This is a genomic window from uncultured Sulfitobacter sp. (assembly GCF_947502895.1).
Lineage (GTDB): Bacteria > Pseudomonadota > Alphaproteobacteria > Rhodobacterales > Rhodobacteraceae > Sulfitobacter.
Genome location: NZ_CANNBM010000006.1, coordinates 48,200 through 61,207, shown reverse-complemented (window position 1 = coordinate 61,207; position 13,008 = coordinate 48,200). Strand labels below are relative to the sequence as shown.

Annotated in this window: 15 protein-coding genes; 6 read left to right on the top strand and 9 right to left on the bottom strand. The window is 55.7% G+C overall.

Annotated features, from left to right (window positions below; translation table 11 throughout):
• Positions 1-3 precede the first annotated feature (3 nt).
• Positions 4-408, bottom strand: a complete 405-nt coding sequence (mce, locus tag Q0903_RS17665; protein WP_299031177.1) for a methylmalonyl-CoA epimerase — start codon at positions 406-408, stop codon at positions 4-6.
• 131 nt (positions 409-539) lie between these two features.
• Here mce and Q0903_RS17660 point away from each other — a divergent pair, with 131 nt between their 5' ends.
• Positions 540-1,259, top strand: coding sequence for a response regulator (locus tag Q0903_RS17660; RefSeq protein ID WP_299417500.1), 720 nt, complete (start codon positions 540-542; stop codon positions 1,257-1,259).
• Here Q0903_RS17660 and Q0903_RS17655 read toward each other — a convergent pair.
• Entirely contained in the window at positions 1,256-1,990 is a 735-nt protein-coding gene (locus Q0903_RS17655; protein WP_299031298.1) for a GNAT family protein, read from the bottom strand. The two genes, Q0903_RS17660 and Q0903_RS17655, sit on opposite strands and share 4 nt — an antisense overlap.
• Before the next feature lie 152 nt (positions 1,991-2,142).
• Here Q0903_RS17655 and Q0903_RS17650 point away from each other — a divergent pair, with 152 nt between their 5' ends.
• Complete coding sequence (locus Q0903_RS17650) at positions 2,143-2,334, top strand: hypothetical protein (RefSeq protein WP_299031181.1); 192 nt, start codon at positions 2,143-2,145, stop codon at positions 2,332-2,334.
• Between the two features lie 66 nt (positions 2,335-2,400).
• Entirely contained in the window at positions 2,401-2,877 is a 477-nt protein-coding gene (locus Q0903_RS17645) for a hemerythrin domain-containing protein (RefSeq protein ID WP_299417498.1), read from the top strand.
• A gap of 55 nt (positions 2,878-2,932) precedes the next feature.
• Here the strand turns inward: Q0903_RS17645 and aspS are convergent, their stop codons facing one another.
• Entirely contained in the window at positions 2,933-4,711 is a 1,779-nt protein-coding gene (gene aspS / locus Q0903_RS17640) for an aspartate--tRNA ligase (RefSeq protein WP_299031185.1), read from the bottom strand.
• A gap of 638 nt (positions 4,712-5,349) precedes the next feature.
• Here aspS and Q0903_RS17635 point away from each other — a divergent pair.
• Together Q0903_RS17635 and Q0903_RS17630 are read left to right on the top strand one after the other, a co-directional pair.
• On the top strand, positions 5,350-6,063 hold the full coding sequence (locus Q0903_RS17635; protein ID WP_299417496.1) for a LuxR family transcriptional regulator: 714 nt from the start codon (positions 5,350-5,352) through the stop codon (positions 6,061-6,063).
• Between the two features lie 71 nt (positions 6,064-6,134).
• Entirely contained in the window at positions 6,135-6,368 is a 234-nt protein-coding gene (locus Q0903_RS17630) for a hypothetical protein (RefSeq protein ID WP_299417494.1), read from the top strand.
• A gap of 6 nt (positions 6,369-6,374) precedes the next feature.
• On the opposite strand, the gene Q0903_RS17625 is transcribed toward Q0903_RS17630, so the two are convergent.
• The 4 genes from Q0903_RS17625 to Q0903_RS17610 form a co-directional block, all read right to left on the bottom strand.
• Entirely contained in the window at positions 6,375-7,256 is an 882-nt protein-coding gene (locus Q0903_RS17625; protein WP_299417607.1) for an MBL fold metallo-hydrolase, read from the bottom strand.
• A gap of 227 nt (positions 7,257-7,483) precedes the next feature.
• Positions 7,484-8,791, bottom strand: a complete 1,308-nt coding sequence (locus tag Q0903_RS17620) for a TRAP transporter large permease (RefSeq protein ID WP_299417492.1) — start codon at positions 8,789-8,791, stop codon at positions 7,484-7,486.
• Complete coding sequence (locus tag Q0903_RS17615) at positions 8,788-9,336, bottom strand: TRAP transporter small permease (protein ID WP_299417490.1); 549 nt, start codon at positions 9,334-9,336, stop codon at positions 8,788-8,790. Before Q0903_RS17615 ends, Q0903_RS17620 begins: the two co-directional genes overlap by 4 nt.
• Before the next feature lie 82 nt (positions 9,337-9,418).
• On the bottom strand, positions 9,419-10,570 hold the full coding sequence (locus Q0903_RS17610; protein ID WP_299417488.1) for a C4-dicarboxylate TRAP transporter substrate-binding protein: 1,152 nt from the start codon (positions 10,568-10,570) through the stop codon (positions 9,419-9,421).
• A gap of 361 nt (positions 10,571-10,931) precedes the next feature.
• On the opposite strand from Q0903_RS17610, the gene Q0903_RS17605 reads away from it, so the two are divergent.
• The gene (locus Q0903_RS17605) at positions 10,932-11,564 is read left to right on the top strand and encodes a TetR/AcrR family transcriptional regulator (RefSeq protein ID WP_299031197.1); all 633 of its coding nucleotides are present in this window, start codon (positions 10,932-10,934) and stop codon (positions 11,562-11,564) included.
• Positions 11,565-11,578: 14 nt separating this feature from the next.
• On the opposite strand, the gene Q0903_RS17600 is transcribed toward Q0903_RS17605, so the two are convergent.
• Positions 11,579-12,076 carry an OsmC family protein gene (locus Q0903_RS17600; RefSeq protein ID WP_299031199.1) on the bottom strand — a complete coding sequence of 166 codons (498 nt, stop codon included), beginning with the start codon at positions 12,074-12,076 and terminating at the stop codon, positions 11,579-11,581.
• Positions 12,076-13,005: a 3-keto-5-aminohexanoate cleavage protein gene (locus Q0903_RS17595; RefSeq protein WP_299417486.1), complete on the bottom strand. Its 930-nt coding sequence runs from the start codon at positions 13,003-13,005 to the stop codon at positions 12,076-12,078. The genes Q0903_RS17600 and Q0903_RS17595 overlap by 1 nt, the downstream gene beginning before the upstream one ends.
• Positions 13,006-13,008: the final 3 nt, after the last annotated feature.

Sequence of the window (13,008 nt, the reverse complement as noted above, 5' to 3'; positions counted from 1 at the left end):
CTTTTACACCTGCTCCAGCTCGACGAGCGCGCCGTTAAAGTCTTTGGGATGCAGGAAGATCACCGGTTTGCCATGCGCGCCGATCTTTGGCTCGCCGTTGCCCAGCACCCGCGCGCCTGTCGATTTCAGGTGGTCACGTGCAGCGATAATGTCATCAACCTCATAGCAGATGTGATGGATGCCGCCTGCCGGGTTCTTGTCCAGAAACCCCTGAATCGGGGAATCATCGCCCAGCGGGTACAGAAGTTCGATCTTGGTGTTGGGCAACTCGATGAAGATAACAGTCACGCCATGGTCAGGCTCGTCCTGTGCGGGGCCGACATTTGCGCCCAGCGCATTGCGGTACTGGTCCGCTGCGGCCTCAAGGTCCGGCACGGCAATAGCCACATGGTTAAGACGTCCAATCATTGTATTCTCCTCATCTTATAGGGTTTGAGCGGTTATGGTCTGCAAAAGCAGCGCGTGCAATGCGGCGCGTTAACGCTCTCTTAGGTATGACTGCGTAACGATGGGTCATAGCCATGGAATCGGAGAGCATTATGGATACGACCGACCCGTTCGCAGCCAATTATCCGGCCCCTACCGCCACACGCCCCTTGTTGGGTCTCACCGTTCTGGTGGTCGAGGATAGCAGATATGCCTGCGAGGCAATGCGCCTGTTGTGCTTGCGGTCAGGCGCGCGCATCAGACGGGCTGATTGCATACGCTCCGCGCGGCGGCATTTGCAGGTGTACCGCCCGTCCGTTGTGGTGGTTGACATGGGACTGCCCGACGGCAATGGCGCAGATTTGATTGCTGAACTGGCACAAGTTGAGACGGAAAGGAGCATTGTTTTGGGCACATCAGGCGATGACGCGCTGGAGGCCGAGGCAATGGCCGCAGGTGCACAGGGTTTTCTGGGCAAACCGATCACGTCACTGGCGGTGTTTCAGCAGATGGTGCTGGCCGCCCTACCTGTAAACCGGCAACCCGCTGGCCTGCGCGTGATCGAGGATGAGCAAGTCTCACCCGACGAGATCGCCTATCACGACGATATCAACTATGCCGCAGAGCTGCTGGACAATGCGCCGAATGATCACGCGCTAGACTATATCGCACAATTTCTTGAGGGGGTTGCCCGTTCAGTCGCGGACGACAGGATGGAGAATGCGGCCCGCGCGCTTGCGCTCAGACGCGCGGCGGGCGAAACTGCCACGTCTGAGACGGCGCACATCGCAGGACTGATCCAGCAGCGGCTTGCAACCAAGATCGCAATCTAGCGCGGTAGCAATGCAGGGTCTTCGGCCACGCGAACAAGACGGGTCATATCACCCAGACGCTCGCGTTGCTGTCCCTGATCATCGAAATTGGCTGGCGACAGCCACGCCGCGTATGCTTCTTTCAACGAGAGCCAGTCTGCATCTATCGCAGCAAACCAAGCCGTATCACGGTTACGTCCCTTTACTACGGCAGCCTGACGGAACACCCCTTCAAAACTAAAGCCCAATCGCTGCGCCGCCCTGCGCGAACCAAAGTTCAAGGCATTGCATTTCCATTCGTAGCGGCGGTATCCAGCCTCGAACGCCCAAGACATCATTAGATACATGGCCTCGGTTGCTGCACGGGTTCGCTGCAACGCAGGGCTATAGTTGATGTGTCCCACCTCGATCGAACCTGCGTCGGGGGACACACGCAGATAGCTCGCCACTCCTTCCCAATCGCCGCTCTCAAGATTCTTGATCGCATAGAAACGCGGATCATCTTGCCCTGCGTTATCGCGGACCCAACGATGGTACTGTGACGCCGAGGAAAACGGACCATAGGGCAGATAGTCCCAGACCTCATCATGCCCCGCATAGGCACGGTGCAGCAGCGCTGCATGCGCCTCTGCGTTCAGCAATTCAAGACGCACATACTTGCCGTCGAGACGGGTCCAATCGGGCGCGGGCGGCGGCGCCCAGTTTTCGACGGGTGCGCCAAGTGGCGCTTGGGAAGTGGTAAATCTGTTCATATCACTGTGATAGGCCGCATCGCTCCGCGCGCCAAGCACAGAATACAGCATACTATATCGCTAAAATGCGCTGCATTTGTCATGGTCGCATCTCGCAGTCCCGCCACATTTGGCCCCTAATCCAAGACGGGAAGCAACAACAGGATGCAGCCATGCAGAGTTTTCTCCACCACTTTATGCGCGATACCCAAGGCGCTGTCACCGTTGACTGGGTTGTTCTAACGGCGGCAGTTGTAGGTCTGGGGCTAATGGCCGCTGTGAACATCGCCAACGGGACCACTGAAATCGGCGGTAATCTGGGCGAGTTTCTATCAACCGAACGGCCTTTCATTCAGAATGAATAGGCGCAGTTCGGGAACCTGAGGGGGTATGCGCGTGTTTGGTTGGCAAGTCATCAAAAGGAGATAGTCATGCCATCCATCTATGACGCCATCAAAACCGACCACAATACCCACCGCGATCTGCTCGCCAAACTAGCTGACACCAGCGGCGACAGCGACACGCGTCGCCAAGCATGGCAGACGTTTTACAACGATGTTAAATCCCACGCGGCCGCAGAGGAAGAGACGTTTTATTCGAAACTGATTTCCGAGACTTGGGGGCAAGATGCTGCACGACATTCTGTGCACGAACATCAGCAGCTCGACGATCTGATGGAAGAACTGAACGAGACCGACATGTCATCACCCGCATGGTTGACCCGCTTCAAAACCCTCAAGCATGATTATGAGCATCACATGGACGAAGAAGAACAAGAAGTGTTCGAGCGTGCAAAAAAAGTGATCGGCGAAGAGCAGAACAACGGTTTTGGCATGCGGTTCGAGGCGCGCAAAAAAGAAGAGCGTGCGTTGATCGAAAAGAAGAAAGCCGACAGCCTGGAAGACTGAAATGACAAAAGCGCCGCAGGGTCTTGCGGCGCTTTTGTTGTTTCTGGAGAGGCAATCAGTCTTGCGGAATAACGCGCAGACCAAGCTCCATCAATTGATCGGGCATTGGATCGTTCGGCGCATTCATCATCAGGTCTTCGGCGCGCTGGTTCATCGGGAACAAGATCACTTCGCGGATGTTGCTTTCCTCGGCCAGCAGCATCACGATGCGGTCAATACCTGCGGCACAGCCGCCGTGGGGCGGGGCACCATATTGGAACGCGTTGACCATACCGCCGAACCGCTTGCGCACTTCTTCTTCACCATAGCCCGCAATCTCGAAGGCTTTGAACATGATCTCGGGGCGGTGGTTCCGGATCGCGCCTGACACCAATTCGTACCCGTTGCAGGCCAAATCATACTGATATCCCAATACCTCCAACGGGTCGCCGTTCAGCGCCTCCATACCGCCCTGAGGCATAGAGAAAGGGTTATGCTCAAAATCAACTTTGCCAGTCTCTTCGTCTTTTTCATAGATCGGGAAATCGACGATCCACGCAAAGGCAAAGCGGTTCATATCCGTCAGCCCCAGCTCTTCACCGATGACATTGCGCGCACGGCCTGCAACACTTTCAAAAGCTTTGGGCTTGCCGCCGAGGAAGAACGCTGCATCACCCACACCCAGACCCAGCTGCTGGCGGATGGCCTCTGTCCGCTCTGGTCCGATGTTCTTGGCAAGTGGCCCTGCGGCCTCCATCCCCTCGCCCTGATCGCGCCAGAAGATATAGCCCATGCCGGGCAGACCTTCTTTTTGCGCGAAAGCGTTCATGCGATCACAGAATTTGCGGCTGCCGCCTTTGGGGGCAGGGATCGCACGGATCTGCGTGCCTTCCTGCTCAAGCAGTTTGGCAAAAATGGCAAAGCCCGAACCTGCGAAATGCTCGGATACGACCTGCATCTTGATGGGATTACGCAGGTCGGGCTTGTCAGAGCCATACCAAAGTGCCGCATCTTTATACGAAATCTGCGGCCATTCCTGATCGACGGGTTTGCCGCCGCCAAACTCTTCAAAAATACCGGTCAGTACGGGCTGAATAGTGTCGAACACATCCTGCTGCTCGACAAAGGACATCTCTAGGTCAAGCTGGTAGAAATCTGTTGGCGAGCGGTCGGCGCGTGGGTCTTCATCGCGGAAACAGGGCGCGATCTGGAAATACTTATCAAAGCCCGAGACCATCAAAAGCTGTTTGAACTGCTGGGGGGCTTGCGGCAGGGCATAAAACTTGCCCGGGTGCAGGCGCGACGGCACCAAAAAGTCACGCGCACCTTCGGGGCTGGACGCCGTGATGATTGGCGTCTGGAATTCTTTGAAAGACTGATCCCACATCCGTTTGCGGATCGAGCTCACAACATCCGAGCGCAGGACCATATTGCGCTGCATCTTTTCACGGCGCAGATCAAGATATCGGTAGCGCAAGCGCGTTTCTTCGGGATATTCCTGCTCGCCAAATACCTGCAAGGGAAGATCACCGTTCACACGGCCCAGCACTTCGATCTCGCGGATGAAAACTTCGATCTCGCCTGTGGGGATTTTGGAATTCACCAGATCAGCATCGCGCGCCTTTACCTCACCATCAATGCGGATACACCATTCGGAGCGGACCTTTTCCACCTCGGTAAATGCAGCAGAGTCGGGATCGCAGATCAGCTGCGTCATGCCGTAATGGTCGCGCAGGTCGATGAACAAGACGCCACCGTGGTCGCGCACGCGGTGGACCCAGCCCGACAGGCGGATTTTGTCACCGACGTTTGAGGCATTCAGTTCGGCGCAGGTCTGGCTTCTGTAGGCGTGCATGGCGGTCCCTCTTGGATCTTGGGCAATTGTGGCGCAGCGGATGGGCCTGCGCGTAACGGATATATCGCGCGCAGCTACACCGCGCACAGGCAACGAAGTCAAGAGGACGCGCCAAGAATCGGCGCATTTCAAGGGCTTTCGTCAGCATATTTCAGCCACGATTATTCAGCCATCTGGCGATCAACCCGTCGTCCTACGCCGATCGTGACTGGCGATTGCCAGCGAAAGCGCGATTGGCCCACGTCAATGCGCAGGTCAGTATGGCAGTGGATTGGACCGCCATGCCGTTTGGCACACCTCAATAGACGGGATTGGTCCAACAACTAGGCCGCAGCGCGGCTGATAGGCGTGCGAGGTTGCCCATCCGCATCCAAACAAGGCCGACTTTCTCAAAACCACTCTGAAACCATTGCAATTGTACTGGCACGAGCCGTGATCCTCTGCCCTCAAACGGGCCGCCAGATACCAAAGAACCCAAGCCCTACACAGGGTTCGGGACTGCGACCCTGTCAATTTCCTTGTGCGCACGGTCCAACGCGACAACCGCGCATAGGTATCTGGCGGAATTTCTGTTAGGGTACCAATACGATGGTTTAAAACGCCATCACGACGTGCCGCGCCAACATAGGGCTACTGTGATGCATCACCTAGACACCGTTATGTTCAACATTCATCAAGCGGAAACCAAAGAAGACCTGTGGAAAGTACTGTCAAAGTATTTCACAAGCATCGGGGTCCGCATGGCCAGCTATCATGCAACCAACGCAGACGGGACGCCCTCTAGTATCAAGGCGCAGGGGTTTCCCGAAGCATGGCTGTGCAAGTATATCGAAGAGAACCTCGTCCAGATTGACCCTATCCCCGAACTGGCCGCACGCATGGCGAAACCCTTTTATTGGCATGACGCTGCAAACCTTGCCCCGACGACGCAAGACAGCAAACGCTATCTGGAACTGATGGCGCAAGCGCATGTTGGTGACGGTCTGGCCCTGTACGTATTTGGCCCCGCGATGCAAAACGCCTATGTCGGTTTGGGTTTTGGCGAACAGGAAATTGACCTGTCACCCCAAATGATATGGGCGATCCAATGTGTGGCCCAAGCAGGCCATCTGCGCGCCTGTGTGCTGAGGGCACAAGAGAAGCCGATGGTCGAGCTTTCCCGCCGCGAGCTGGAAATACTGCGCTGGGTCGCACGGGGCAAAAGCAATTCCGTTATCGCCGATATTCTGACACTGTCGCCCCACACGGTCGATGCCCACATCCGCCGCATCTACGCCAAGTTAAACGTAAATGACCGTACAAGTGCGGCAATTCGCGGCATCGGTAGCGGTTTGGTTTTGATAGACGCTTAGACACGCAACTACGTAGTTCGCGACAAAGCAAAAAGCTGTTATTCTGCGAAGATCAATAAGCGGAGGGCGCGATGCCAGACTCGGACACACCTCAGGCGATACGTGACCTGGAAAAGCTGATCAGTGCGGACGCGATGAAAGATGCCTGTTCGGAGCCGCGGATGATAGCGCAAAGCCAATTGGTTCTGGCCGCCAAGCTGCTGGAGTCGGCAGGTTATGAGTTGGCCCAGACCAAAAGCGCTTCCCATTCTGTGACGATGCTGGCGATTTCGGCCTATGTCACGCAGATTGCAAAAACGGTCTGACGTACCCTAGATCCCGTTTACCGGTACTTTGAGCACGGCATTACCGTCGCTGTCTTTAGGAACGTTGCCCGCGCGCATGTTGACTTGTAGCGAGGGGATAATGAGCTTGGGCATAGCGAGTTGTGCATCCCGTTCAGTGCGAAATTTGATAAAATCCTCGCGGGTTTTACCACCACCAACATGAATATTGTCTGCTTTTTGCGCGGCAACGGTGGTTTCCCACTGGATCGCACGGCCATTGGGACCGTAGTCATGGCACATGAACAACCGCATATCATCAGGCAGTGAAAGCACTTTTTGAATACTGTCAAAAAGCATCCCCGCATCGCCACCCGGAAAGTCGCAGCGTGCCGAGCCGCCGTCAGGCATGAATAGTGTATCCCCTGCAAAGGCCGCATTGCCGATCACATGGACCATACAGGCTGGGGTATGGCCCGGCGTGTACATCGCGAAGGCCTGCATGTTCCCGATCTGGTAGGTATCCCCGTCCTTGAACAGCCCGTCGAATTGTGACCCGTCCCGCTGGAACTCCGTTCCCTCGTTGAATACTTTTCCAAAGGTTTCCTGAATGTCGATGATCCTCTCACCAACGCCAATCTTACCCCCTAGCTTTTGCTGAAGATAAGGGGCGGCGCTTAGGTGATCTGCATGCACGTGGGTTTCGATGATCCAGTCGAGCATCAATTCCTGCTTTTCGATCTCGTCAATCAACGCATCCGCATGGTCGTAAGTGATACGGCCAGCGGCATAATCGATGTCCATTACACTATCGATGATCGCGCAATGTTTGCTGCTGGGGTCTTTGACGACATAGGTAATCGTGTTTGTAGCGTCATCGAAATGGGCCGATACCTCCGGCGTGATGGTCATGTCTACGGGATAATCCATTGCGTCCTCCATCAGGTTGATTGTCATTTTGCGGCCCTATGCAACAGGCGCAAAGCCCGCCGGTGCCGTTGTTTTTACCGAATTTCTGCCCCAACACTAGCATCTGTAAAGCCCGTGACCAGCACCGGATCACTCTATCGTTCTGGATACACTGAAAAGACAAACGCCACATCTCCAAGACGTGGCGTTCGGCTCTCTGTCAGGTGCATCCTGTCCGCTTGCCAGCGTTAGTTCACAAGGTTCGGTAAGAACAGAACCAGATTGGGAAAGGCGATCATGAAAGCGACAATTACCAGATCAACAACAACAAACCAAAACACCCCCCGAAAGACCTGCGACAGGGTTGCTATATTGCCAACGACTCCCTTGATAACAAAGACGTTCATTCCCATCGGCGGTGTGATCATTCCGATTTCCAACAGCTTGACCAGCAACACCCCGAACCAAAGCAGGCTGTAACCCGTCTCATCGACAATCGGCAAAACAATCGGAAGGGTTAGCAGCATGGCACCAACAGGCTCCAGCATCATGCCAAGAACAAGATAGATCACCACGATCCCGAGCATGATCATCAGGGGCGACACGCCAAAGCCCAGAATAGTATCGGACAGCGCATCGCCGATCCCTGACAGCGCCAAGAAGCGGGTGAGCAAACTGGCACCGACTGCGATGATCAGCAGAGCGGCCGTGGTTGTCAGCGTTTCGGTTATGGCCATGCGCAAGGCCTTGAACGTCAGCGTACGATAGAGCAGCGCCACCAGCATCGACAGCATTGCGCCAATCGCCCCCGCCTCTGTGGGCGTAAAGGCGCCGCCGAACAAACCCGCAAACACGCCGATCACGATCAACAGCACAGGCCATGTCTGACCCAGCGCCTTGAACTTTTCGGCCCGCGTTGCCTCGATCTTGACGGGGGGTGCCAGATCGGGGTTCAGCTTTACGCGGATAAGGATCACCGCAATATACGCAAAGAGCGTGATAACACCAATCACCAAACCACCAAGAAACAAAGAGCTGACAGATTGACGCGAGATGATCCCGTACAAGATCATCAGGATGGACGGCGGGATCAGCGCGCCAATGGTGCCAGCGGCGGCAACCGTACCTGTCGCCAGCTCCGCACTGTAGCGGTTGCGCACCATTTCAGGCACGGCGATCTTGCCCATCGCAGCCGAACACGCCACAGACGACCCCGTGACAGCGGCAAAGCCCGCACACCCAAACACAGACGCGATTGCCAGGCCGCCAGGCAGCCCGGACAGCCAGACCTGAGCGGCGTTAAACAACCCCTGTGTCAAGCGTGTATGATAACAGATGAACCCCATAAACAAAAACGCGGGGATCGAGCTGAGCACCCATGAATTTGCAAAGTTATAAGGTACAATCCCCAGACTGCCCCACGCGATGTTCCAGTTGAACATCTGCCAAAGGCCGACAAAGGACACAGCGATCAGTGAAATCCCGATGGGAATCCGCATCAGGATCATGACGAGCAAAACGGCAATGAATATGCCCGCGATCTGAAGCTCGGTCATCGGGCATCTCCGCCAGAAAGGTAAGGGTCTTCGACTTTGAGCGCTTCAAGCCCGTGCGGGCGACCCATTACCAGACAGATCAGCTTCCAACCGGCAACGATCGCCATCAGACCAAAGCCCAGTGGCAGCGCCAGATAGGTAGGCCACGTGATGACCTTGCCACCCGCCTCGATGGAGAAGGAACCGCCCAAGTATTTGGCCAATGCCTCGTCGCCCGTGCGCAAGGCAACAACGGCTGTAACGATGAACGTAAGAAGCAGGGCAACCCCTGCAAGAAAGCTCTGTATTTTGGTTGGAAACTTCTCAACCAACAACTCAACCGCGATATGGCTGTCGCGCTGCTCGACCGCGGCTAGCGGGAGAAAGGCGATTGAGACCATATAAAATGCAGAAACGTATAGGATGGTAGAATTCAAAGGTGTCTCGAACACAAACCGCATTGCCACATCCAACGATACATGGGCGATGAGCAGCAGCACCATTATGCCGGCAATGGTTGATGTTCCGGAGATAAGCCATGAGATCACGGATGCGACGGGTTTCATGGGAAAGTCCATTCTGGAAAAGGAAATTCGGGGCGCGGCAAACTATGCTAATCGCGCCCCTTTTGGTTAGGCAATCATCGGGTTACTGGCCGTATGTGGCTGGATCAACCTTCGAGACTACCTCGTTCCAGAACAGCTGCTGCAAGGCATCGCTGCTGTCGACATCGGTTACAAGACCGTTCCACTTTTCCAACAGCGGTGCAAAATCTGCCGAAATTTCGCTCGCACGCTCAACGCCGTAGGTTTCTTTGAACAAGCCAGCAACTGTTTCCAGATCGGCCTTCGCAAAGTCTTTTACGGCTGCCAGCAGTTCGGCATCAGCCTGATGGAACTTGATACCTTTCCCGCGGGCATGCTCGATCGCGGCGCTGTCATCTGTGTAAAAGTTCCACGTGACGTCTGCTGTCATATGGCTACCGCCCCACAAAAGCGCCTCGCGGCCCGCGTCATCCATCGCTTTCCAGCGGTCGGCATTGATGTTGGCCGAGGAAACGCCCGCGAATGCACCACCTGGTACGGCAAGCGTTATGTCGGTGACGACTTCGTGCAGGTTGTAGTTTGTAAGTTCGGGTGCCGACAGCATGGCGCAGTCAATAATACCCTGATCCAAACCCTCATAGGCCTCGGAAACGGGCAAGCGAACGCCCTGAGCGCCGAATGCTTCGGCAAAACGGACAAAGCCTGCCCCGCCAGCACGCAAGCGCAGACCTTTCAGGTCTTCGATGCTGGTGACAGACACGTCTTTGCACAGCAGGTTGTACAGCGGAGTCACCCCGCCGCCCGTATAGACCTGATTTTGCGCGACATTTTCTGCCATACACTCTGGGCAGTTGTTGAAAGTGTACTCCAGCATCGCACCGGCAAACGCCAACGGCTCTTTGCCGGTCGGGTTTTCTACCAGATTAATCAGCAGGTTCATCTCGTGCAAATACAGGTTGGTCGGGTATTCTGCGGGATAATACGGTGGCAGTACAAAGCCTACGTCAGCCAGACCGTCGCGCACGCCGGGTGATGTCTCTGGCAGGCTCAGCAGCGACATGGCAAAGCCTGTCACGTCAATCTCGCCATTGGAACGCTCGGCAACGGCAGCCGCGTAATCATCAACAGCTTGTCCGATGGCAGATGTGTTTGGGTAACCGTACGCAAAGTTCAACCGCTCTTTCGCGGCCGCTTGGCCTGCGATGGCGGCGGCAACGACTGTGGCGGCCAATGTCAGGCTGGTTTTGTAAGTCATATTATGTCCTCCCATGTTATTTCACTTAGCCCGAGATGACGGCACGAGGCCGATCCGGATTCGCTGTTTTGGTGCTGTGCCATCCATTCCCGATGGCATATCGACCTGATCGTTGAGCGCGGCGCCTTGCCGCGACAACATTCTCGGTAGTATGTTTAAAAATGGGACTGGACGGGCAACTGTCAATAGTGAAACGACACAGTACCGAGAGACGTAGCGTTGCGCCTTTGCGCTGAGACTGATTTTGTGATCTGACATTACGCCAGTAACAAGTTAGGCCGCGCCGTACACTTTGGCAGCGTCAGCGCGCGAAAAATGAGACCGCCCGATGACGACAGGGCACACCGTTTGAGGGACAGATATGCAAGCCCAGACCGCACAGATTGCGAACGCCAAAGGCGATAGCAGACAGCAGATCATCGAGGCTGCTGCACAATGCTTTATGCTCAAAGGGCTGGAAAAGGCGACGATTGACGACATTGCCGATGTTTTAGGCGCGACCAAAGGGCGGGTTTATCACCATTTCCGTTCCAAAAACGCGATTTATTTTGCAGTCCACCGTCAGGCGATGCAGTTCTGTTTTGACGCGATTGAACCATTGCTCCTTCTCCCGATCCCCTGCCATGAAAAGCTGGAGGCGATGGCAACAGCCCATGCCCGCGTCATGATGGACACCCTGCCCTACCAGCGCAGCATCCGACTGGGGGTTGAGATATACCTGCGCGGCTCCACCACCGAGGCAGAGCGCGCCGTGCTGTCCGAGCTGATCAAACAGCGTAACGACTATGAAGATCTGTACCGTGACGTCCTGAGATCAGGATTGGCCGATGGTACACTGGATGTGCCAAGTATCGAGATTGCGGGTCGCGTTATGATGGGTGCGCTGAACGGTCTGGTCGATTGGTACCGCGTGCGCCCCGATCAAACCGATGCCGACCGAGACCAGATCGCACGTACGCTTGCGCGAACGGTGTTGCACGGGATGGTGCGCTAGGGCTTCTGGACGACCTAGTCGATCGCAACAAACCCGTCACCGGATTTGATCCGGTGTGTAACAGTATTTGCCTGCCCCAGCGTTTGCTCCACGAAACAGCCCTTCTTGGCGGCTTGCACCAATGCGATTTGATCCTCTAGCGATGACGAGCTTTCTAGCAATACGTCGATATGAAACGACTTTGGCGCTGTCTCGTATATCCGGCCCTTTGGGGTCCATTGCCATTTGACCTCGGCGTTCACGCTGAGATCATCAATCACCACGTCCATTCGTTTGGCAAATGCCCGCAGCTGGGTCATGATGCAGCCTGTCAAACCCGCGATAAAATGCGCAAGCGGCGGGGGCGCGGTCGCATCACCACCATGAAACGGCCCCTCGTCCGTGGCCATTGTAAACCGCTCGACCATGGGTTCGGTCATGGCCACGTCCAGCTCGTTGCGCATCTTGCCCACTGCGCGGCCCTCGCATGTGAAGGTGACGGTCAGCGGCTCTTTTGGTTGCTCAATGCTCATCAGAAATTCACCGCGTCTGCGCCTTTCAATCCCAGCATCGCGCGCGCTTCTTGCGGTGTGGCAATCTGGTTGCCCTGTGCCGCGAGTATACCTTTCACCTTTTCGACCTGTTGCGCATTTGACGTAGCGAGCTCCCCCCGCGCGATGAACAGCGAATCCTCAAGTCCCACACGCACGTGTCCGCCCATCTGCGCGCCAACAGCCGCCAGTTTCATCTGCTGCGCGCCTGCGCCGATAACAGACCATTGATAGTCATCGCCAAACAGCTTGTCCGCCGTGCGTTTCATGAACACCAGATTGTCGATATCTGCGGCGATCCCGCCAAGGATGCCCAAGACAAATTGCAAGAATATCGGGGCTTTGAACATGCCGCGGTCCAAACAGAATTTGAGGTTATAGAGGTGGCCCACGTCATAGCACTCATGCTCGAACTTCACGCGATGTTCAGGCCCGCCCAGCGCATCGGCCACCATGCGAATATCCTGAAAGGTATTGCGAAAGATGTTGTTTTCGGACCCTTTGATATAACCTTCTTCCCAGTCGTTCTTCCATGTGTCGTACTTATCGGCCATCGGATGCAGCGCAAAATTCATCGACCCCATGTTCAGGCTGCACATTTCCGGGCTGAACTGGCGCGCCGCAGGGATACGCTCCTCCACGGTCATGACGGGGTTGCCGCCTGTGGAGATATTGATCACCGCATCCGTCTCTGCCTTGATGCGCGGTAAAAACTCCGCGAAATGCTCAGGCGCGACTGTCGGCGCGCCAGTATCAGGGTGGCGCGCGTGCAAATGTAGTATCGCAGCGCCAGCCTTGGCGGCGGCAATCGCCTGCTCGGCAATCATATCCGCGTTAACAGGAAGCGCCTCTGACATCGTGGGCGTATGCACAGCGCCCGTAATGGCGCAGGTGATGATTGTTTTACCCATGTC